We start from the raw sequence: 21610 nt of genomic DNA, 5'->3' as shown, positions 1-21610 counted from the left end.
AACAGTGTTTGATGAGATAAGATTTAATACAATTGAGCGTTTGCCAAACTACGTTTTTGCCGAAGTAAATGCTATAAAAATGGCAGCACGCAGAGCTGGCGAGGACATCATAGACTTCTCTATGGGCAACCCAGAGGGCAGAACGCCACAACATATCGTCGATAAACTATGCGAAAGCGCGCAAAAAGACAAGACTCACGGCTACTCAGCCAGCGCTGGAATTTACAAGCTCCGCCTTGCCATTTGCAACTGGTATAAGAGAAAATATGGCGTAAATTTAGACCCAGAAACTGAAGCAGTTGCCACCATGGGTAGCAAAGAGGGCTTTGTGCATCTTGCTCAAGCCATAATAAACCCAGGAGATGTGGCTATCGTGCCTGATCCTGCATATCCGATACACACGCAAGCGTTTTTATTTGCTGGCGGAAGTGTCGCAAAGATGCCACTTCACTACAACGATAAATTTGAGCTTGACGAGAATAAATTTTTTGAAAATTTGATCCAGACGATACATGCAAGCTCACCAAAACCAAAATATGTGGTTGTAAATTTCCCTCACAATCCAACGACCGTGACCGTGCAAAAGAGCTTTTACGAGCGTCTTGTAAGCGTTGCAAAGCAAGAGAGATTTTACATCATCTCAGATATCGCCTACGCAGATCTTACATTTGATGGCTACAAAACGCCAAGCATCTTTGAAGTAGATGGGGCAAAAGACGTCGCAGTCGAGTGCTACACTCTTTCAAAGAGCTACAACATGGCTGGCTGGAGAGTTGGCTTTATGTGCGGAAACAAGAGGCTTTGCGCCGCACTTAAAAAGATAAAATCATGGGTTGATTACGGCATGTTTACGCCGATACAAGTATCAGCCACAGTAGCGCTTGACGGCGACCAAAGCTGCGTTGAAGAGATACGCCAAATTTATGAAAAAAGAAGAGATGTGATGATAGAGGCCTTTGCTCAGGCTGGTTGGGAGCTTAAAAAGCCAAATGCCAGTATGTTTATCTGGGCGAAACTTCCACCAAAGATTAGCCACTTAGGCAGTCTTGAGTTTTCAAAGCAGCTTCTTACAAAGGCATCAGTCGCCGTTAGCCCGGGCATTGGTTTTGGCGAGGGCGGAAACGACTATGTACGCTTAGCTCTTATCGAAAACGAAAATAGGATAAGGCAAGCAGCAAGAAATATAAAAAAATATTTGAAAGAATTTGAATGAATGTAGCGATATTGGGCGTTGGAACCGTTGGTGAGTCGGTCGCAAAAATTTTACTAAAAAACAAAAAGCTAATCGCAGCAAGATGTGGCGAAGAGATAGTGCCAGTCGTTGGAGTGGTCAGAAATTTAAATAAAAAAAGAGATGCTGGCATCCCTTTGACTGATGATATAAATAGCGTCATAAACCGCGATGATATCGACGTTTTTGTCGAGCTTATGGGCGGTATTGAAGAGCCTTTTAGAGTGGTGAGCGAAATTTTAAAGCGCAAAAAAGCAGTCGTCACTGCAAACAAAGCACTTTTAGCATACCACAGATACGCTTTACAAAATTTAGCCAAAAACACGCCATTTGGCTTTGAAGCAAGCGTGGCTGGTGGCATACCGATCATTAGAGCCTTAAGAGAAGGGCTTAGCGCCAACCACATCTTAAGCATAAATGGCATACTAAATGGTACGAGCAACTACATCCTAACCTCGATGATGAATGAAGGCTCAAATTTTAAAGACGCGCTTAAAAAGGCGCAGGAGCTTGGATATGCCGAGGCTGATCCTACTTTTGACGTGGGTGGATTTGACACGGCTCACAAGCTTCTCATCCTTGCTAGCATCGCTTACGGCGTGCACGGCGATCCAGAAGATATCTTGATAGAAGGGATTCAAGGCATCACGCCAGAAGATATATTTTTCGCAAAAGACTTTGAATACTCAATAAAACTTTTAGCCATCGCCAAAAAAAGCGAAGGTAAAGTCGAGCTACGCGTACATCCAGCGCTTGTGCCACAAAATAAAATGATAGCAAAGGCAAGTGGCGTGACAAATGCGATCAGCGTTGTTGGAGAGGTCGTTGGTGAGACGATGTACTATGGTCCAGGAGCTGGCGGCGACGCAACAGCAAGCGCAGTAATTAGCGATCTTATCGATATCGCAAGAGATAGCAAGTCGCCTATGCTTGGATACAAAGCGCCATTTGAGCTAAACACCTTAGAGCTGCTTGATCGCGACAGGATAAAGACGAAATACTACTTTAGACTAAAAGTCGAAGATAAGATGGGCGTGCTAGCAAAGATAACAAATTTAATGAGCGAAAATAATCTCTCGATAGATAGCTTGCTACAAAAGCCAAAAGATGAGAGCGAGTATGCCGTGCTATTTTTCACGACGCACACGAGCTTGGAAGCCGATGCGAAGCGAACGATAGAGCTTTTAAAAGAGCAAGAGTATATAAAAGAAGAGCCATTTATGATGAGGATCGAGGAGTAGCTTGGGGCTAAAAGAGTATCTCTTTGGCAAAAGCTCTGAAGATAGGGCGTGCGAATTTTTGCGTAAGCTTGATTTTGTCATTTTAGAGAGAAATTTCCACTCTAAATTTGGCGAGATCGACATCATTGCGCTTGGAAGTGATAAAATTTTGCACTTTATAGAGGTAAAAGCAACCAGCGGAGAATACGAGGCCCAGTACCGTCTAAACAAGGCGAAATATATGAAAATTTTGAAAACGATAAATTTTTATATGATGAAAAATGAGCCAAACAGGGACTTTCAGCTCGACCTGCTTGTTGTAAAAAATGAAAATTTTGAGTTGATAGAAAATATTAGTTTATAATAAAATTTATTATTTATCTAAAATTTAAATTTGATTTTGTATAATTGCCACATCTTGAAAATAAGGAGAACAAATGGGAAAATACATCGAACTCACAAAAGAAAATTTTGATGTAACAAAAGAAGGCGTTGCTCTAGTAGATTTCTGGGCTCCATGGTGCGGACCTTGCCGTATGCTAGCTCCAGTGATCGAAGAGCTTGCTGAAGACTTCGAGGGCAGAGCGAAAATTTGCAAGGTAAATACTGATGAAGTGCAAGATCTTGCAGTTGAGTTTGGCATCAGATCGATCCCAACATTGCTATTTTTCAAAAATGGCGAGCTAGTTGAGCAAATGGTCGGTGCGCAGTCAAAACAAGCCCTAACCGACAAACTAAATTCGCTTCTTTAATGAGCGAAAAAAGAAGAGGAAGTCTGCTTCCTCTTACTTATATATTTGGTTCATTTTTTGGTGCAGCTATGATAGCGGCTGCATTTGCGTATAGCAACTATCGTTTTTCACAATATAAATTTGTTGATTTTGCGAAGCTAGTTTTTTACGAAAAAAGCGAAATTTTCACTCCAAAAGAGCCAAAATACACGCTTTTAATCTTCAGTTCAAATCAATCAAAATTAGACGAAATTTTACCAACCAAAAATGAAACAGTTGTAGCAATCGATATCTTTCAAAAAAGATATGAGTCAAACTCAACACTAAAATACATAAGCTCTGATGTAAATACAGTCTTAGAGCTGATGCGAAATTTAAGCATCACAAAGCTTCCTAGCAGTGTTGAGATAGTTCATCAAAGGGGCGAAATTTACAAACAAAATTCGTCCATAAATGTTTTAGAATAAAGGAAATTTATGCTTGATTTAGCGATCATCGGAGGCGGTCCAGCAGGACTAAGCGCCGGACTTTACGCCACTAGAGGCGGATTAAAAAATGTTGTAATGTTTGAAAAAGGCGAGCCTGGCGGTCAGATCACCTCTAGCTCAGAGATAGAAAACTACCCAGGTCAAAAAGCCCCTGGCGAGAGCGGTTTTGACTTTATGAGCACTTGGTGGAAGCAGTGCAGTGCATTTGGACTAGTTCATAAGTGGGCAAATATCGTTGGCGTTAGAAAAAATAACGACGGCAGCTTTGAAATTTTGCTTGAAGGCGGTAAGAGCGAGCAGGCAAAGGCTGTCATCGTAGCTACTGGCTCAACCCCAAGACGCGCTGGCTTTAAGGGCGAGGACGAGTTCTTTGGCAAAGGCGTTAGCACATGCGCAACATGCGATGGCTTCTTTTACAAAAACAAAGAGGTAGCCGTGCTTGGCGGTGGCGACACAGCCGTAGAAGAGGCACTTTATCTAGCAAATATCTGCTCAAAAGTTTACCTTGTGCATAGACGCGACGAGTTTAGAGCAGCGCCAACAACCGTTGAAAAAGCTAGAAAAAATGAGAAGATCGAGTTTATAACAAGTGCGACTGTAAAAGAGGCGCTTGGCGATAAAATGGGTCTAACAAAGATCGTGCTTGATACTAAAAATGGCGAGCGCGTGCTTGATGTGCCGGGAATTTTCACTTTTGTCGGACTAAATGTAAATAATGAAATTTTAAAAGATGAAAACGGCAAATTTATCTGCGAAATGGCTGACGGCGGACAGGTAAAGACTAACCTTAAGATGCAAACTAGCCTAAAAGGGCTCTTTGTAGCAGGCGATATCAGAGAGGACGCTCCAAAACAAGTCATCGTAGCAGCAGGTGATGGCGCTGTGGCTGCACTTAGCGCTATGAGCTACATAGAAAGCTTACATTAATACTCAAATTTAGCCAAATTTTTGGCTAAATTTCTCTTTTAAAATAAACCATTTTTAGCAAAATTTATTTTTAAAAATGATTGATTTTTAAGCTAATCAGAACACCTCTTTTAAAAGAAAATAACTCTAAGACAGAGCTTAGCCGCCTTTTTGCACAAAATAGACAAAAGTGGGAGCGTCTAATAATTAATTTTTAATTAAATTCTAGCTACAAGTAGCCCTTTTCAAAAGCCATTTCGTAATCTCTCTATAATAAATTTTATGTTAAATTTCAACCAAAAATCAAAGGATAAATTTTGGTAAAAATAGGACTTTACGGCGCTAGCGGCAAGATGGCTCAAAGTATCATATCTTGTTTAAAAGATGAGAAAAATGCGCTTTTAAGTGTTGCATTTAGCCAAAAAAATGAGGTTGAAAATTTAAGCAATGAGCTTTTAACAAATGACTTTGCTAAATTTTTTGAAGCGTGCGACGTCATCATCGACTTTAGCCAAAAAGAGGCGACCGTAGCACTACTAAACTACGCTAGAACCAACCCAAAACCATTAGTCATCGGCACGACTGGACTAAATGACGACGAGAAAAACTTGCTTCACCTAGCATCAGGCACTATGCCAATACTCTACGCAACAAACATGAGTCTAGGCGTAGCAGTATTAAACCGCATAGCAAGGATAGCTTCGAAAGTTTTAAGAGAATTTGATATAGAGATCGTCGAGCAGCACCACAGACACAAAAAGGACGCTCCAAGCGGCACTGCGATGACCTTGGCTGGTTGCGTGGCAGAGGCAAGAGATCTAAATTTAAAAGATGTTTTAGTAACAGGCAGAGCTGGCATGGTGGGCGCAAGAAGCAAAGACGAGATCGCAGTTATGGCACTTCGTGGAGGCGACGTGGTTGGTCGTCACACGGTTGGCTTTTACAATGACGGCGAATTTATCGAGCTAAACCACACGGCAACTAGCAGAGCGACCTTTTCAAAAGGTGCGATCAAGGCTGCCATCTGGCTAAAAGATCAAAGCAGTGGCCTTTACTCAATAGACGATAGTTTGGGGCTTGATGATTAAATTTAGTCTTGATGACGCGCAGATCTACAAGCTAGAATTTGGCGATAAATTCTACCTGCCAGAGCGCGAAAATCGCCAAAATTTAAGAGCTGGCGAGTTTGATTTGAGATGATAAAATTTAGTTTTAGCGCATGTGGATTATTATAAATGGTGCAAATAGCGGCGAATGTGTCAGAATTTTGATAACACGCCACTTACAAAAAGTGCTTAGCGTTGGCTATGAAATTTAACTGTAAAGATGAAATTTAAAAAGATGAAAAGAGGATAAAAGATGTGTGCGATAGTTGGTATCATAAATTCTAAAGATGCGGCGAAAACGGCGTATTATGCGTTATTTTCTATGCAACACCGCGGTCAAGAGGCAAGTGGCATCAGCGTCTGCAACGACGGCGAAATCTCTACCCACAAGGGCAACGGCCTAGTCACTGATGTCTTTAACGAGGAGATATTGAGCTCACTAAAAGGCGACATGGCGATCGGTCACAACCGCTACGCGACAGCTGGCAAAAACTCAGGCCGTGACGCCCAGCCAATAGCCGCCAACTACGCCCTAGGTCAAATCTCGATCGTTCACAACGGAAATTTAGTCAATAAAGACGAGGTTAGAGACGAGCTCATCAAAGATGGCGCGATATTTCAGACAAATATGGACACAGAAAACATCATCCACCTCATCGCAAGAAACCACGACGAACACCTACAAGATCGCATCATCGCAGCACTTGACAAGATAAAAGGCGCTTACTGCTTGCTCGTGCAGTCACGCCACAAGACTTTTGCCATCAGAGACCGCTGGGGTGTTAGGCCGCTAAGCCTTGGCAGGCTAAAGGACGGCGGATATATCGTAGCTAGCGAGACTTGCGCGTTTGACCTTGTGGGAGCGACATTTATAAGAGATGTTAGACCTGGCGAGATGATAGTTTTTGAGCATGGCAAGAGCGAGTTTCAAAGCTTGCAGATTTTCGAGCCAGAGCCTAGAGTTTGCGCCTTTGAGTACATCTACTTTGCGCGCCCAGATAGCGTTATAGAGGGCAAAAGCGTCTATGAAGTGAGAAAAAAGATGGGCGAGGTGCTTGCTAGAAAGAGCAAGGTAAAGGCTGACTTTGTAGTGCCTGTGCCAGATAGCGGCGTGCCAGCAGCGCTTGGATACGCAAACGAGAGCAAAATTCCATTTGAGCTAGCCATCACTAGAAATCACTATGTGGGCAGAACCTTTATCGAGCCAAGTCAAGAGATGAGAAATTTAAAGGTCAAACTAAAACTAAACCCAATGTCAAGCGTGCTAGAGGGCAAAAGCATCGTCGTGATCGATGATAGCATCGTTCGTGGCACCACTTCTAAAAAGGTGGTCGATCTTTTAAGACACGCAGGGGCGAAAGAAATTCACTTCAGAGTTGCGTGCCCTGAGCTCAAGTATCCTGAGCGATATGGCATAGATACACCAAGCTTTGAGGAGCTAATAAGCGCCAAAAAAAGCGTAGAAGAGGTCAGAGAGTACATCGGAGCTGACAGCTTGGAGTTTTTAAGCATTGAGGAGCTTAAAGAGAGTATCGGCAATGAGAGAAAATACTCGCTTGTAAGCTTTGATGGTGATTACTTTATAAAATGAGAAATTTAGTAGTTTTGCTGCTTGCAATACTCTTTTTTGCTGGCTGCTCGCAAAAGACGCCTAGCAAAAAGGATGAAATTTCCATCATGGTGAGCTACTTTGAGCTAAGCGGCGAAAAGCAGCAACTACTCATAAAAAGCGTGCCAAATTTGGCTGATAAAAATGCTAGTGTGCCATTTTTTGGCATGGTAAATTTTCTTGATCAAAATAAAACTACAAGTGCTTATTCTCTCGTAAATGGCGTTATAAACGTCATAGAAGCTGATAGCGCCTCTATAAATTTAAACAAAGCTAGTGACGTTTTGGCTCTTAAAAAATCTAGCGAGATAAGGTTTTACGAGATAAGGCCTGACGTGGTTGAGAGTGTTAAATTTAGATCACCAAATGGCGTTTGTGGCGAGTTTTTAGCTCAAAAGCCAGTTTTTGTAAATGCCACCACCAACTACTATTTAAGAGATGATAGCTTTTTTGCAAGTTTTATCGAGGCAAAATTTGTTTATAAAAAGGGTGCAAAGATCCTGAAAAAGGAGTTTACTTACAATATCTCTGAGCCCAAAATCCTAGAAGAAGCTAAAGAATTTACACAAAAACCAAACCAGCTTTTTTTAAACGATATGCAAAAGCTTGGCAGACTGCTTGACATACTCTGCACATTTTAGCAGACACTCAGACACTAAATTTATACTTTTTCATGGGCCTGCACCCTTTTAAAATTTATTTTAAGCACGAGGGGGGGGGTAGAATGCCTTTTTAAACCAAAAAGGAGAGTAGAAAGATGAAAAAGCAAATTTTAGCTTCAGTCTTAGCCAGCGTGTTAGCCACAAGTAGCGTATATGCTTGGGGCTTTGGGAGTAGTAGAGAAAAGCCAAATTATGATTATAGCGCCGATAAAAAGCTTATAGAAACCAATACACAAAAAATTGGCACTGAAAAAGCAAAATATTGGTGCTTAGATCAAGGTAACGATCTAGGTTGTTTAGCATTAGAAAAATTAGAAGCATTAAAGAGTAAAGATCTTAAAAAGGTTATAAATTATTATGAAAAAACTATTCCAGAGTATTGTTATGATAAAAAATTTGCTCCAGCATGCAATATACCAGCTCTTGATTTGATAAAATGGAAAATAGTTTATTTTGCGAAGAAAGATGGAAATACTAAATCTATTTATTCTGACTATGCAAAAGCACTTTCTGAGTCAAAAGCAGATGTAAAAATGCTTGAATATGGTTGTAATGAACTAAAAAGTGCCTATATATGTAGAGATCTACGTGACATGTATAAAAATTTAGGCGATAGAGAAAAGACAAAAGAATATAACGATAAAATGAAAAATGGCAATGAAAAATGGAATTCTGTTCTTTACGATTATCAACATAGACGATACATAAATAGGAATAACTCTGCATGGTGGCTTTTGCTCTATTAAGCAAGCCAAATAATAAATTTCATTCGCTTTAGCTGACTTGTGAATTTCACCATTTCAAGTCAGCCACTTTAAATTTAAAGCTAAATTTAGCCCCCCCTGCTCTTTAAATTTAGCGCTCGCCTCAAAAAGCCAGACGCCAAATTTATCCTAAAGCATCTCTATAAATGCCTCGAGCCTTGTCTTGATCTGCCCAGCATCGCTTGTAGAAAAGTCCGTCTCGAGCGCCATATAAGGCGTATCTACGTCGCTACATGCCCTTTTTATATTGGTCGTTTCTACGTTGTAGGTGTGACAGGCTTGCAACACAACGTCGATCACGCCGTCCGCCTTATACTCTTTTATCATCTCTTGCAGCACATTTTCTCTATCTTTATTTGGCGACATGATCGAGCAAGGTATAGCCATGTAGCGCTTTGCTATGGCGCTGATTGGATCGTCTTGTTCATCGACAAGGTTGCTAAAGTTTTTAGTTCCAGTGCAGTTTTCGTAAGCTACCACGACGCCGCCTGCCTCTTCTATGGCTGGCACGATCTTGTCATAGACCCCGCCACTTGGACAGCCTGTGATGATGATGCGTTTGGCGTCCTTATGCACGGGTGAAATTTTGTCTCTCACGCACTCTTTTAGCTTATTTACGATGATCTCAAGGTCGCTTATCTGCTCCTTTTTATCAAATATAAAGCCATTTCCATATAGCAGTGCGTGAAGCTCTTTGCCATTCATTGGTGGTGGCGTTAGCTTCATGAAATTTTGAATTTCGCCCATCAGTTCGCGCTCTTTGTTAAATAGCCTGATAGAGTTTTTTAGCTCCTCATCGCTCACTTTCACGTCAAATTTAGCCTCCAGCCGCTCCTTTAGCTCCCTAACCTCATCTTGCCAAAGCTCTAGGCTCTTTTGGCTCTTGAAATGTGGCAAGTGCATGACGTGGACATCTTTAAACTCACCCATTAGCTCATACATCTTTTTCTTGCCGTCGCACGTCGTTTCGCCGATAACGATATCGGAGTTTCGCACAAATGGGCACTTGTTTGCCTTAGCAAAGCCATAGCTTGCCTTTATGAGCGGACAGAGGTTTTTAGGCAGGTACTTTTCGCCCTCAACTACCGCATTATCGCCAGTAGCGCAGACACTCACGCTATAGGCATTTGCCGCGTGGATGAGCTCTCTTGGCGTGTAGGTGCAAAATATCGCTGCGATCTTTTGACCGCTATTTTTGACCGCTTCGACGTTTTGGGCTAAATTTTTCTTAGCGCTGTCATAAGTAGCGAAAATTTCGCTCAAATTCATACTCTCATTTATTGCCATCTTCTCTCCTTAAATTTCTTATCCCTGCAAGGCCAGCGCCGATCGCACCGCAGTAGATCGCGTCTTTGTGCGTGGTGACGCTAGCTTGCAAGCACGCTTCTAAATTTTCTCTCACATACTCGCTCTTACTAAAGCCACCGCTTAGAAAATAGCTCGTATTTGCCTGTTTTTTGACCAAATTTGAAATTTTATTTATAGCTGAGACGATCACCGCTTTTGCGATATTTTCTCGTGAGACGTTTTGAGCGATGAGACTTATGATCTCAGACTCCGCAAAGACCGTGCACATCGAGCTTATGGCGATATCTTTGTCGCTATTTTTAGCAAGGCGTGTAAGCTCATCAAATCTAACTCCAAGGCGGTTTGACATCACTTCAAGAAATTTACCAGTGCCGGCTGAGCATTTATCATTCATTGTAAAGTCCGTCACTGAGCCATTTTCAATCTTGATAGCCTTCGTATCTTGGCCGCCCACGTCTATAACGGTGCAGTCGCTTTTGCAAAAGTAGTGCGCCCCAAGTGCGTGACAGGTGATCTCTGTAAGCGTTTTATCAGCGTATGGCACTGAGACTCTGCCGTAGCCTGTCGCTACAAAATAAAGCTCGCCAAGGCCTAAAGCTAAAACTCGCTCTTTTATAAGCATGGCCGTATCTGCGCTGCTCCAGCCAGTTGGGAGTAAAAATAGCTCCTTTATCTCGCCGCTAGCTTCCATGACTGCTACTTTTGCAGATGTTGAGCCTATATCGATTCCGATTGAGTGCATTTTGTATCCAAAAAAGGTCTTTCTAAAACTTAGAACTGGCGTGATTTTACTCCCTTTAAGACAAATTTGTCAATAAATAAGACCCAAAATTTATAGCCTTTTCACCTTTTAAAATTTATAATTTACCCACACTTTACAAAGGGGATGAAATTTGAAAAATTTGACAAACGAGCAGAGATTTTTCTCAAATGCCGACCTTGCAAGGCTATTTTTCCCTATCGCCGTAGAGCAGTTTTTAGAGTACAGCCTAGGGCTTGCAAACTCGCTAATGGCAGCAAGTGTTAGCGAAAGTGCGGTAAGTGCGGTAAGCCTTGTGGAGTTTGTCATGGCGCTATTTATTAGCATATTTACCGCCATAGCCACTGGTGGCTCGGTGGTCGCTAGCCAGTATCTAGGTAGCAAACAAAGTGGCAATGCCAGAAATACCGCCGATCAGCTAGTTTGGTTTAGCCTAATTTTCGCCATATTTATAGCCATTGCCATTATCCTTTTAAAAGACCTCATCTTAGATAAAGTCTTTGGCGATATCGGCGAGCAAGTAAGGAGTGATGCTAGCCACTATCTCGTTTTCTCCGCCATTTCAGCGCCCTTTCTAGCAGTCTATGCAGCAGCTGCGGCGATCTTTCGCACGATGTCAAACGCAAAGCTACCTATGTATATCATGGCGGCTGCAAATTTACTAAATGTGCTGCTAACTGCCATTAGCATCTACACATTTCACACAGGGGTGCTTGGCATCGCCATTAGCACGCTCATAGCAAGAGCGATCGCTTGCTTTGTCATCGTCTATCTACTACTTGATATCAAGCTAAAACTTCACATAAGAAAGAGCCTTGTCTATAAATTTGACTACGAGATCATCAAGAAAATTTTAAATATCGGCGTGCCTTATGGCTTTGAAAATTCGATGTTTTATGTGGGTCGTATCATCGTTTTGAGCCTTGTTTCGCTCTTTGGCACGGCAAGCATCGCTGCAAATGCCGTGGGCGGGACGATCGTGATGTTTCAGGTGCTCCCTGGCATGGCGATAGGCACAGGTCTAAGCGTCGTCGTGGCTAGATGCATCGGTGCAAATGACTTTAATCAGGCTAAATTTTACGTGAGAAAATCGATGCTAAGCATCTACATCGTGCAGCTTTTTAGCACGGCTGTAGTTTTACTGCTTCTTGAGCCGCTGCTTGGCGTTTATAATCTCTCAAGCGAGGCCATAAATTTAACAAGGCAGATCGTCTGGTATCACGGCATCGCGATGTGCCTCATCTGGCCGCTTGCCTACACCTATCCGACCGTTTTTCGAGCTGCTGGGGACGCAAAATATCCGATGATAGTAAATTTAGCCTGCATGTTTACCTGCAGGATCGTGCTAGCTTATATATTTGCGCTCACGTTTGATCTTGGTATGATAGGCACTTGGTTTGCGATGTTTGCCGACTGGGCGGTAAAGGCGGTGCTCTTTGTGCGCAGATACGCAAATGGCACGTGGATGAAATTTCGAGCCATTTAAAAAAAAGTAGTAATATACACACGATTTTGTCACAAAGGATAAAGATGAAAAATGTTTTAAAATTTAGTGCAGCTCTAGTGATCGCAGCACTTTTTGCTGGATGTGCAAGCGAAAGCTCAAGAGTGGTAGAAACTCCAAAAGTAGCAAGCTACGGCTCAGTTTATAACGGCAAAAAAGTCTCAGTTTCTATTGGCCGCTTTAATAACCAATCAAGCTACAATAGTGGCGTTTTTAGTGATAACGAAGATAGACTTGGCAACCAAGCGCAAAGCATCCTAATCACAAATTTACAGCAAAGCGGTAGATTTTCGGTGCTTGAGAGATCAAATATGTCAGTCCTCAAACAAGAGAGCGAGCTAAGCAAAGAGGCTCAAAATTTAAAAGGCTCAAGATACGTCATAACTGGCGATGTGACTGAGTTTGGCCGCAAAACAACAGGCGATCACGAGCTATTTGGCATACTTGGCAGAGGTAAAAAGCAAACCGCCTACTCAAAGGTAAATTTAAACGTTGTCGATACCAAAACAGCTGAAGTTGTATATTCAGTTAGCGGCGCTGGCGAATACACTCTCTCAAACAGAGAGATCATCGGCTTTGGCGGCACCGCAGGATATGACTCTACGCTAAATGGCAAGGTGTTAAGCCTAGCGATAGTTGAAGCGGTAAATAACCTAGTAAATGGCATAGAAAGCGGAGCATGGCAAGTAAAATAGGGCTTGCCAGCCTTGCACTTTTCGCGATATTGCTAGCTGGATGTGGCAACGCAGGTGGCCCAAGGTCGCTTTACTACTGGAACGGCACATATAGCAGCTCGCTATATGGCTATCTAAACGAAGATGGCGACGCAACCGAGCAAATTTCACGCTTAGAAAATTTGGTGCAAACCTCGACCCAAAGGGGCTACAAGGTTGCGCCAGGGCTTTATGCGCACCTTGGACTTTTATACTTAAATAATGGGAATTTAGGCGCTGCAAATGCAAATTTTGACAAAGAAGTAGAGAATTTCCCAGAGTCAAGAGAATTTATAAATTTCATCAAAGGCTCTAAAAATTTAACTCCTAAAAAGCAGAGCAAAAAAGAGGGAGCGAAAGATGAAAAATAGCCTGAAATTTATAGTTTTCGCGCTTCTTGCGATATTTTTTGCGGGTTGTTCTTTCAAAGAGCCTGAGCCATACGACTACTCAGCCTTTTTACAAAAAAAACCACGCTCCATCTTAGTGCTAATGCCAACAAACGATAGCACCGAGGTTGCTGGCTCAGCGGCCGTTCTAGCTAACTCAGTAGCCCCACTTAGCGAGGCTGGATACTATGTATTTCCAGTGGCTCTTGTAAATGATACATTTAAGCAAAATGGCATCACTGAGCCAGGCGAGATAGCAGCCGTGCCACTAAATAAGCTTGATAAAATTTTTCACGCCGATAGCGTGCTTTACATAAACATAAAAGACTACGGCACAAGTTATGTCATCGTCTCTAGCTCGACAAAGGTCGTCCTTGAGGCAAAGCTAGTTGATATAAAAAGTGGTGCTACACTCTGGCAGGGTGAAGCAGAAGCCGCAGAGGATAGCGGGAGCGGGCAAAACAGCCTGCTTGGCATGCTAGTCTCAGCTGTCATCACGCAGGTGGCAAACACCATCTCAGATAGATCGTACGACCTAGCAGTGAGAGCTGACGCATACTTGTTTTCAAGAAACTGCCGTGATTGCATACTTTATGGCCCATATTCGCCGCACTACGGCAAAGACGCCCAGCTACATAAAGATAGATAAATTTAATGTCCAGCCATCAACTTGGAGTGCTTCTTACGCTAGTTGGTGGCGTACTTTGGGGGTTTAGCGGAGTTTGCGGGCAGTATCTCTTCTCGCAGGGCATAAGCGCTGATTTTTTAGTACCTTATAGGCTCTTGCTAGCTGGCGCTTTTATCGTGCTCTACTATGCTTTTAAGGCTAAAAAAGCCGTTTTTGCACCACTTACTGACGTAAAACTGCTAGCAGAGCTTCTTATATATGCCATACTTGGGCTCATGATGACGCAGTATGCTTATTTTTACTCGATAGAGCTCTCAAATGCCGCAGTTGCGACCGTCATTCAATACACCGCCCCAGTTCTCATCCTAGCCATCATCTGCCTAAAAGAGAGACGAGCGCCAAGGCCGCTTGAAATTTTAGCCCTACTCTGCGCAATGCTTGGGGTCTTTTCCCTAGCCACGCACGCTCAAATTTCAGCTCTTGTCATCTCGCCAAAGGCGCTATTTTGGTGCTTAGTAAGTGCTGTTTGCGTCTGCGTTTACAACCTTGCCCCCACAAGGCTAAATGCCAAATACTCAGTCGCACTCACGCTTGGCTGGGGCATGGTCATAGGTGGCGTGGTGCTTTGCCTTTATATGAGAGTGTGGGAGTTCGCGGGGCTTAGTGGCACGGCGCAGTGGCTAGCATTTTTCGCTGTCATCACGCTTGGCACGATATTTGCATTTAGCTTTTATATGACTGGAGTTAAGCTCATAGGCGCCTCGAAAGCTAGCATGATAGCCTGCGTAGAGCCATTAAGTGCGGCCTTTTTTGGCTACTTTTGGCTTGGGACGAAGTTCGTCTTTTGGGATTTTTTGGGCTTTGCTCTCATCATATCTTGCATATTTTTACTTTCAAAGAAGAGAGATGATATACCTAGCACAAACTGACACGACAGCTGGCTTTTTAAGCAAGGACTACAAGGAGATAAACCACGCCAAAATGCGAAATGAAGGCAAACCATGCCTCATCACGACAGCTAAATTTAGCGTTTTACGTGAGCTTGCAAGAGTGCCAAAAAAATATAAAAATTTCATCCGTCGCTCAAAAAAGACGACATTTTTATATCCAAATTTAAAGGCGATCAGAGTCGTAAAAGAGTGCGAACACGAGAAATTCCTAAGCAAATTTGACTGGCTTTATTCAAGTAGCGCAAACAAAAATGGCATGAAATTTGATGAAATTTGGGCTAGAAGCGTGGCTGATGAAGTTGTTGATGAGCACTTTTTTGAAGATATACCATCAAAAATTTATAAAATTTCAAAATCCAAACTAAAAAAGATCCGCTAGTTAAATTTGCGCCCTACTCTTTTAAATTTAAAACGGCTAAATTTTACTTCACATACATATATAAATTTACAAATTTAGGGCAAATCAAAAGCCAAATTTGATCAAATTTAACTCGCTTTCTGAAATTTCAGAGCAAATTTACGATTTTCACGAGCAAGCGTTTTTAAAATTTTAAAATATGGCTGCCATATAATTCCAAATTTAGCCTGCAAAATTTAGTGCGATGAAAAACTAAATTTAACCCACGTGCCATCGCAAAATCCACCGCAAATTTTCACAAGCAAAAGTAAAAATTCAAAGCAACTAAATTTACTCCGTCAGAGCAAATAAATTTCAGCAAAAGCCAAAAACTAGCTAAATTTAACCCAAGCACAACCGCAGAAACCACTTAAGCAAGTGCCTAAATTTAAAGCGATAAAATTTGAAATTTAGTTGATATTCAAAGTAGAAAAATTTTAGATTTTAAATTTCACTTGCTAGCCCCTTTGGCTGGCACCAAAGGGAATTTGCTAGCAAATTTTGATTATAGTTTTGCTTTTCTTTTGCGTTCTGTTGGGTCTAAATAGCGCTTGCGAACGCGGATATTTATAGGTGTAACCTCGACTAGCTCGTCGTCCTCTATCCACTCAAGCGCGCGCTCAAGGCTTAGCTTTCTAGGCGGTACTAGCTTGATCGCATCGTCACTACCGCTTGCACGCACGTTCGTTAGGTTTTTGCCCTTGATAGGATTTACATCAAGGTCGTTTGGACGGCTGTGCTCGCCGATGATCATGCCCACATAGACTTTTGCCTGCGGATCAAGAAATAGCACGCCACGATCTTGCAAGTTAAATAGCGAATAAGCAAGCGTTACGCCGTTTTCCATAGAAACTAGTGCGCCGTTTGTTCTGTGCTCGACGGTGCCGCTAAGTGGCCTAAACTCCAAAAAGCTGTGGTTCATAACGCCCTCGCCTTTTGTATCAGTCAAAAACTGGCTTCTAAAACCAATAAGTCCGCGAGCTGGGATCTCAAATTCGATCCTTGTTTGGCCGTCGCCTGTTGGGTTCATAGAGACCATTTCAGCCTTTCTTTTGCCAAGTTTTTCGATGACTGTGCCTGTCGTATCATCAGGCGCGTCGATCACTAAAAGCTCGTATGGCTCGCACTTTACGCCGTTTATCTCTTTTACGATGACCTCAGGTCTGCCAAGTAAAAACTCATAGCCCTCGCGGCGCATATTTTCAGCCAAAATGGTGATCTGAAGCTCACCGCGGCCGCTTACTTTAAATTTGCCCTCGCCGATGTTTTCATACTTCATCGCGATATTTGTCTTCATCTCGTTTGCAAGGCGCTCATCGATCTTATTTGATGTGACGTGTTTGCCCTCAGTGCCTGCAAGTGGGCCATCATTTACAGAAAATACAACGCTAAGTGTTGGCTCTTCGATATGAAGAGGATCAAGCGGATGAGGGTTGTTTGGATCAACGACGCTATCGCCAACATCAAGCGCGTCAAAGCCAGCGATCGCTACGATGTCGCCAGTGCCAGCCTCGTTTATATCGATCCTGTCAAGTCCCATAAAGCCGATGAGTTTTGAAATTCTACCAGTTGTCTTTGTGCCATCAGCCTTTGCAAGCATAACGTTTTGGTTTTTAGCTATCTTGCCGTTAAAAATCCTCGCAATGCCGATCTTGCCGACATAGTTGTCATAATCAAGCGTGAAAACTTGAAGCTGAAGTGGGTTCTCATCGCTACCACTTGGAGCTGGTACGTGAGCTAGGATAGTCTCAAAAAGTGGCTGCATATCTTTGTTTTCATCGCTTAGTTTTAGCTTTGCGTAGCCATTTTTTGCAGCTGCATAAACGACTGGAAATTCTAGCTGCTCGTCGTTTGCGTCAAGTGCGACAAAAAGGTCAAAAATTTCATTTATAACGCGGTCTGGATCGCCAGCTGGTTTATCTATCTTATTTACGACGACGATTGGGCGAAGTCCAAGAGATAGCGCCTTTTTGACGACGAATTTAGTTTGTGGCATAACACCTTCCTGTGCATCGACAAGTAGTAAAACGCCATCAACCATCTTAAGAACACGCTCTACCTCGCCACCAAAGTCGGCGTGGCCCGGGGTGTCAATGATGTTGATCTTTGTATCTTTGTAGCGAATGGCGGTGTTTTTAGAAAGGATCGTGATGCCACGCTCTCTTTCGATGTCGTTGCTATCCATTACACGCTCGCCAAGATTTTGATGCTCGTTAAATGTTCCTGACTGCTTCAAAAGCTCATCAACCATTGTTGTTTTACCGTGGTCGACGTGTGCGATGACGGCTATATTTCGTATCTTTTCCAAATTTTTCTCCGTTTATTAGTTTGATATTTTTCGCTTCATTAGTTTTTAAATAGGGGCAGATTATATCCAAAATTTTATAAATTTTAAGCTGATATCAAGAAATTAATTTTTGGAATAGATTTTGCATGTAAGCGTTAAGTTTTTAAATTTAAAGGGATTAAATGCAAGCTTACACAGCGAAAAACAACGTAGATTTGCTAGCTCCTGCGGCTACTAAAAAGCCTGCAGCTGCGAAGAAGTCTCAAAACAATGGCGAGTTTTTGTCGATGGTTTTGGATGCGGCTGCGAGCAAAGCAAATAGCGGTCAAAAGATCACCGAAAATGATGTCAAAGAGATAGTAAAAACTGTTGATATCCAAAAAGAGACGATAGAAAAGGCGCAAAACGAAAGCGTGGCAAAAATTTCGGCCGCACTTGAAGAGAATTTGGACGAAGATACAAAAAATGAGCTCTATGAAAATGCAAATTTCATGCAGCTTTTGCAAGTTTTAGAGATACTAAACGGCAATGAAAAGGTAAGCAAATTTCCAAATTTCAGCGACAAAATAGCAAATTTCTTAAGTGTGCCCCAAAACGTCGAAGAGCTTAGCAACGTTAAAAGCGTTAGCGATCTTATCGACCTTGCTAAGAAATTTGACCTTGGCCTTGAAAATATAGAAATTTCAAACGAAGATGTGCCAAAACTAAACGAGATGTTTAAAAATTTAGGCAAGCAGGAATTTTTCACGCCGATAAAGATTGAGGACAAGCCTTTTTACCTAAAAGAGCTAAAAAACGAGGTCGAGCAAACTATCATCAAAAACGAGCCAAAAGAGGTCGTAAAGCTTGATACTTTGCTAAAAGAGGTTGTGGCAAATCCAGTCAGCGAAGTTAAAAATTTAGTCAAAGAAGAGCCTAAAAAGCTAGATAATAGTGAAGTAAAGCTTGATGATGAGATAGTGGATGTTGAGCCAGATGAGCAGCCAAAAGAGCCAAAAGTAAAGGTAAATTTACACGAGCAAAAGGCACAAAAAGCCCCAACTCTTGAGTCACTACTCTTTCCAGAAAGAGAGCAGATGAGCGAGGCTGAGCCAAGCGAGGAGACCTTTAGCAGCGACAACAAATCAGAGCTAAATCAAATGGTAAAAGATATCGCAAACAGCGCTAAACACCAGCTTCAAACAAAGGCAGAGATAAAAGAGACGCTTAGCAACTTCTCTTCTACGTTAAAAGAGCAGGTGCAAAACTACAAAGCGCCGATCACTCGCTTTAACATCACGCTTAACCCGCTAAATTTAGGCGAGGTCGAGATCACGATGGTTAATCGCGGCAATAATTTGCATGTAAATTTTAACTCTACAACGGCTACGATGAACCTCTTTTTACAAAACCAGGCCGAGTTTAAAAACAGCCTTGTAAATATGGGATTTACCGAACTTGAGATGAATTTCTCAGACCAAAACCAAAGACAAGAAAAAAGAGAACAAGCAAAAAACAAATATAGCTCAAATCAAAGCGACGAGAGCGAAAACGGCCAAGCGGAACAAAGCTTGCTTGAGCTAGTAATACCAAGATATATTTAGGAGAGATTATGGCTTCAGTTTCAGATATAACTACACAAACAACGCAGCAAAAAAACGCCGAGAAAAAGGCAAAAGCAAGACAAGACGCTGCAGCTAGCACAGGAACTAATCCAAATGGACAGCTAGACAAAGATGCATTTATGAAGCTACTTTTGACAGAGCTTCAGTACCAAGACCCAACAAGCCCTATGGATACTGAAAAGATGCTAACGCAAACTAGCCAACTAGCATCAGTCGAGATGCAAGAGAACACAAACAAAGCGATGAAAGAGCTAGTAAGTCAGCTAAAGTCAAACGCAAATGCCTACGCTATCTCAGCCCTTGGCAAGATGGTCTCAACTGGCTCAAATGCAGTTACACTAACAGATGAGAAAAAAGATGCAAAATTTGCGCTTTACTTTAAGACAGATCTTGCAAATGGCAAAATCGAGGTCAAAAACGCAAATGGTCAAGTCGTAAGAACAACTGATCTAAACGAGACAAATGCAGGCGTTCATAACCTAGCTTGGGACGGCAAAGACGCGTCTGGCAATCAAGTGCCAAATGGCTCATATACCATTTCAGCGACTTACACTGGAAAAGATGGCAAAGAGTATAAAACACAAGTAGGCAACTACCCAGTCGAGGCGGTGAAATTTGTAGATGGCAAGGCTATGATGAAAGTAGCTGGCGAATACGTTTCTATGGATAAAGTATCTGAATATTACGAGGGCTAAAAGCCATGATGAGAGGTTTTTACAACGGGGTTAGCGGCATCAAGACGCAAAGCTTTGGCATGGATGTTTGGTCAAACAACATCTCAAACATAAACAATGTCGGTTTCAAAGCTTCAATCCCTGAGTTTAAAAATTTAATAAACCAAAACCTAGTCTCAGCAGGAAGTGGCCCAACTAGCGATCAAGTGGGACTTGGAGCTACCAAGCAAACGACTGCACTTGATATGTCAAATGGTAGCTTTCAAAGCACTGATAACAACTTTGACCTTGCCATAGGCGGAGATGGCTTCTTTGGCGTTGTCGATAAAACAGGCAAAAACTACTACACAAGAACAGGCACTTTTGACATAGATGCGGCTGGAAATTTAGTAGATACTAGGGGAAATTTACTCCTTGGCACGCTTGCAAATTTCACTCCAACCACGCCAAGTGCGAGCGCTCTTAAAAAATATGGTCAAACATCAAGCGCCCCACAAGCTTACACAGTCTCGCAAGAAGAGCTAAATCTGGGCGATCCTGGCTCGCAAAAGGGCATAACACTGCCTCATTTTTTATTTATGCCAGCTGAGGCTACTACAAATATCAGCTTAAAAGGCAACCTAAACTCAAGCCGCATAACAGATAAAAAAACGACAGCCCTTGAGGCTAGCGAATACGCCTACACGCTTGATAATACAAACAAGACGATCTCACTAAACGGACAGATCCCGCTAAGCACCACATCTCTTGGCGCAAAAGCTGGCGACAGCGTGGTCGTAAAAGTAAAAGATGGCGATGGTAAATTTAGTGAGTTTTCTACCACTCTCGAGGGTGACGGCACTTGGCAGATAAACGACAAGAGCCTTAAATTTATGGATTTTGCAAATTTAGAGGTAAATGCTGAAGTCACCTCGCTCGTTGAAGTGCCAAACAAAGAAAAGCTAACCTCTGATATCTACAACGCAGATGGCACAAAGAGTTTGGTCACTATAAATTTAACCAAGCAGATCCCTCAAGCTGGCGACCAGACTATCTGGGACGCGGTGGCAACGATAACTGACGCTAGCGGAGCCGTGCAAAACACAGCGATGGGCTCGCTTACATTTAATGGCAGCGGCAGGCTTATCGCAAATACACTAACAAGCGTTGGCGGCGTAAATTTAAACTTCGAAGGCGACGGCGATGCGGACGTTTATAACGGCATGACAAGCTCAGCAAACGCCAGAAAAGACTTCAACATAAAAAGAGATGGATACGCTGAGGGGCTTTTATCAAAATATAGCGTCGATGATCGTGGCAACATCATGGCAAATTTCGACAACACTCGAGCATTCCCCGTGGCAAAAGTGGCGCTTTACCACTTTATAAATGACCAAGGCGTGGCAAAGGTTGGTGACAATCTCTATGAAGCAACAGCCAACTCTGGCGAGCCATTTTTTTACAAAAACAAGGCTGGCGAAACCGTTTATGGGGCGCAAATTTTGGCAAATAAACTTGAGATGAGTAACGTCGATCTTGGTCAAGCACTAAGCGAGGTGATCGTCACGCAAAAGGCCTACGAAGCGAGCGCAAAAAGCATCACGACAAGTGATGAGATGATACAAACTGCTATCCAGATGAAGAAATAATCCTTAAAGTAAATTTGGGCGAGCAATCGCCCTATTTTTATAACTTTAAAT

21 protein-coding genes and 1 pseudogene are annotated in these 21610 nt (G+C 42.4%); 19 read left to right on the top strand and 3 right to left on the bottom strand.

What is annotated here, in order from left to right; all coding sequences use genetic code 11:
* Window positions 1–4: 4 nt before the first annotated feature.
* The 10 genes from CVT08_RS00565 (at window position 5) to CVT08_RS00520 (ending at window position 8699) form a co-directional block, all read left to right on the top strand.
* Window positions 5–1213: an LL-diaminopimelate aminotransferase gene (locus tag CVT08_RS00565; protein ID WP_107855938.1), complete on the top strand. Its 1209-nt coding sequence runs from the start codon at window positions 5–7 to the stop codon at window positions 1211–1213.
* Complete coding sequence (locus tag CVT08_RS00560; protein ID WP_107855939.1) at window positions 1210–2472, top strand: homoserine dehydrogenase; 1263 nt, start codon at window positions 1210–1212, stop codon at window positions 2470–2472. The genes CVT08_RS00565 and CVT08_RS00560 overlap by 4 nt, the downstream gene beginning before the upstream one ends.
* A 1-nt stretch (window position 2473) precedes the next feature.
* Window positions 2474–2815 (top strand): YraN family protein, encoded by a 342-nt coding sequence (locus CVT08_RS00555; RefSeq protein WP_107855940.1) that lies wholly within the window; start codon window positions 2474–2476, stop codon window positions 2813–2815.
* Window positions 2816–2888: 73 nt separating this feature from the next.
* Window positions 2889–3203: a thioredoxin gene (gene trxA / locus CVT08_RS00550; protein WP_087586842.1), complete on the top strand. Its 315-nt coding sequence runs from the start codon at window positions 2889–2891 to the stop codon at window positions 3201–3203.
* Window positions 3203–3649 carry a hypothetical protein gene (locus CVT08_RS00545; RefSeq protein WP_103590356.1) on the top strand — a complete coding sequence of 149 codons (447 nt, stop codon included), beginning with the start codon at window positions 3203–3205 and terminating at the stop codon, window positions 3647–3649. Before trxA ends, CVT08_RS00545 begins: the two co-directional genes overlap by 1 nt.
* A 9-nt stretch (window positions 3650–3658) precedes the next feature.
* Complete coding sequence (locus tag CVT08_RS00540; protein WP_107855941.1) at window positions 3659–4597, top strand: NAD(P)/FAD-dependent oxidoreductase; 939 nt, start codon at window positions 3659–3661, stop codon at window positions 4595–4597.
* A gap of 296 nt (window positions 4598–4893) precedes the next feature.
* Complete coding sequence (gene dapB, locus CVT08_RS00535) at window positions 4894–5664, top strand: 4-hydroxy-tetrahydrodipicolinate reductase (RefSeq protein WP_107855942.1); 771 nt, start codon at window positions 4894–4896, stop codon at window positions 5662–5664.
* A 271-nt stretch (window positions 5665–5935) separates the two neighbouring features.
* Entirely contained in the window at window positions 5936–7273 is a 1338-nt protein-coding gene (gene purF, locus CVT08_RS00530; protein WP_107855943.1) for an amidophosphoribosyltransferase, read from the top strand.
* Window positions 7270–7932 carry a hypothetical protein gene (locus CVT08_RS00525; RefSeq protein WP_107855944.1) on the top strand — a complete coding sequence of 221 codons (663 nt, stop codon included), beginning with the start codon at window positions 7270–7272 and terminating at the stop codon, window positions 7930–7932. Before purF ends, CVT08_RS00525 begins: the two co-directional genes overlap by 4 nt.
* A 116-nt stretch (window positions 7933–8048) precedes the next feature.
* Complete coding sequence (locus tag CVT08_RS00520; RefSeq protein WP_107855945.1) at window positions 8049–8699, top strand: hypothetical protein; 651 nt, start codon at window positions 8049–8051, stop codon at window positions 8697–8699.
* Between the two features lie 147 nt (window positions 8700–8846).
* On the opposite strand, the gene CVT08_RS00515 is transcribed toward CVT08_RS00520, so the two are convergent.
* Both CVT08_RS00515 and CVT08_RS00510 read right to left on the bottom strand, forming a co-directional pair.
* Entirely contained in the window at window positions 8847–10004 is a 1158-nt protein-coding gene (locus CVT08_RS00515; RefSeq protein ID WP_107855946.1) for a double-cubane-cluster-containing anaerobic reductase, read from the bottom strand.
* Entirely contained in the window at window positions 9991–10767 is a 777-nt protein-coding gene (locus CVT08_RS00510) for an acyl-CoA dehydratase activase (protein ID WP_107855947.1), read from the bottom strand. The genes CVT08_RS00515 and CVT08_RS00510 overlap by 14 nt, the downstream gene beginning before the upstream one ends.
* Window positions 10768–10918: 151 nt before the next feature.
* On the opposite strand from CVT08_RS00510, the gene CVT08_RS00505 reads away from it, so the two are divergent.
* From CVT08_RS00505 to CVT08_RS00480, 6 genes are read left to right on the top strand one after another with little or no spacing between them, the layout of a single operon-like run.
* A complete protein-coding gene (locus tag CVT08_RS00505; protein WP_107855948.1) occupies window positions 10919–12271 on the top strand; it encodes an MATE family efflux transporter in 1353 nt (450 codons plus the stop codon).
* Window positions 12272–12315: 44 nt separating this feature from the next.
* Entirely contained in the window at window positions 12316–12984 is a 669-nt protein-coding gene (locus CVT08_RS00500) for a CsgG/HfaB family protein (RefSeq protein WP_107855949.1), read from the top strand.
* On the top strand, window positions 12969–13373 hold the full coding sequence (locus CVT08_RS00495; protein ID WP_107855950.1) for a DUF4810 domain-containing protein: 405 nt from the start codon (window positions 12969–12971) through the stop codon (window positions 13371–13373). The genes CVT08_RS00500 and CVT08_RS00495 overlap by 16 nt, the downstream gene beginning before the upstream one ends.
* The gene (locus tag CVT08_RS00490; RefSeq protein WP_107714489.1) at window positions 13363–14040 is read left to right on the top strand and encodes a DUF799 domain-containing protein; all 678 of its coding nucleotides are present in this window, start codon (window positions 13363–13365) and stop codon (window positions 14038–14040) included. Before CVT08_RS00495 ends, CVT08_RS00490 begins: the two co-directional genes overlap by 11 nt.
* 5 nt (window positions 14041–14045) lie before the next feature.
* Entirely contained in the window at window positions 14046–14948 is a 903-nt protein-coding gene (locus CVT08_RS00485) for a DMT family transporter (protein ID WP_107855951.1), read from the top strand.
* Window positions 14926–15348, top strand: a complete 423-nt coding sequence (locus tag CVT08_RS00480) for a Sua5 YciO YrdC YwlC family protein (protein WP_107855952.1) — start codon at window positions 14926–14928, stop codon at window positions 15346–15348. The genes CVT08_RS00485 and CVT08_RS00480 overlap by 23 nt, the downstream gene beginning before the upstream one ends.
* Window positions 15349–15871: 523 nt before the next feature.
* On the opposite strand, the gene typA is transcribed toward CVT08_RS00480, so the two are convergent.
* The gene (typA, locus tag CVT08_RS00475; protein WP_004317297.1) at window positions 15872–17674 is read right to left on the bottom strand and encodes a translational GTPase TypA; all 1803 of its coding nucleotides are present in this window, start codon (window positions 17672–17674) and stop codon (window positions 15872–15874) included.
* Window positions 17675–18849: 1175 nt separating this feature from the next.
* Between typA and CVT08_RS10380 the strand changes: the two are divergent.
* The 3 genes and pseudogenes from CVT08_RS10380 to CVT08_RS00460 form a co-directional block, all read left to right on the top strand.
* Window positions 18850–19123 (top strand): annotated as a pseudogene (locus tag CVT08_RS10380) (flagellar hook-length control protein FliK); the annotation flags it as partial.
* 121 nt (window positions 19124–19244) lie between these two features.
* The gene (locus CVT08_RS00465) at window positions 19245–19952 is read left to right on the top strand and encodes a flagellar basal body rod modification protein (RefSeq protein WP_004317379.1); all 708 of its coding nucleotides are present in this window, start codon (window positions 19245–19247) and stop codon (window positions 19950–19952) included.
* A gap of 5 nt (window positions 19953–19957) precedes the next feature.
* Window positions 19958–21559 carry a flagellar hook-basal body complex protein gene (locus tag CVT08_RS00460; RefSeq protein WP_107855954.1) on the top strand — a complete coding sequence of 534 codons (1602 nt, stop codon included), beginning with the start codon at window positions 19958–19960 and terminating at the stop codon, window positions 21557–21559.
* The last annotated feature ends 51 nt before the right edge of the window (window positions 21560–21610 follow it).

The organism is Campylobacter concisus (genome assembly GCF_003048835.2).
GTDB classification, from domain to species: Bacteria; Campylobacterota; Campylobacteria; order Campylobacterales; family Campylobacteraceae; genus Campylobacter_A; species Campylobacter_A concisus_D.
The sequence above is the reverse complement of the archived record's forward strand: the minus strand, read 5'-3'. Positions and strand labels throughout refer to the sequence as shown.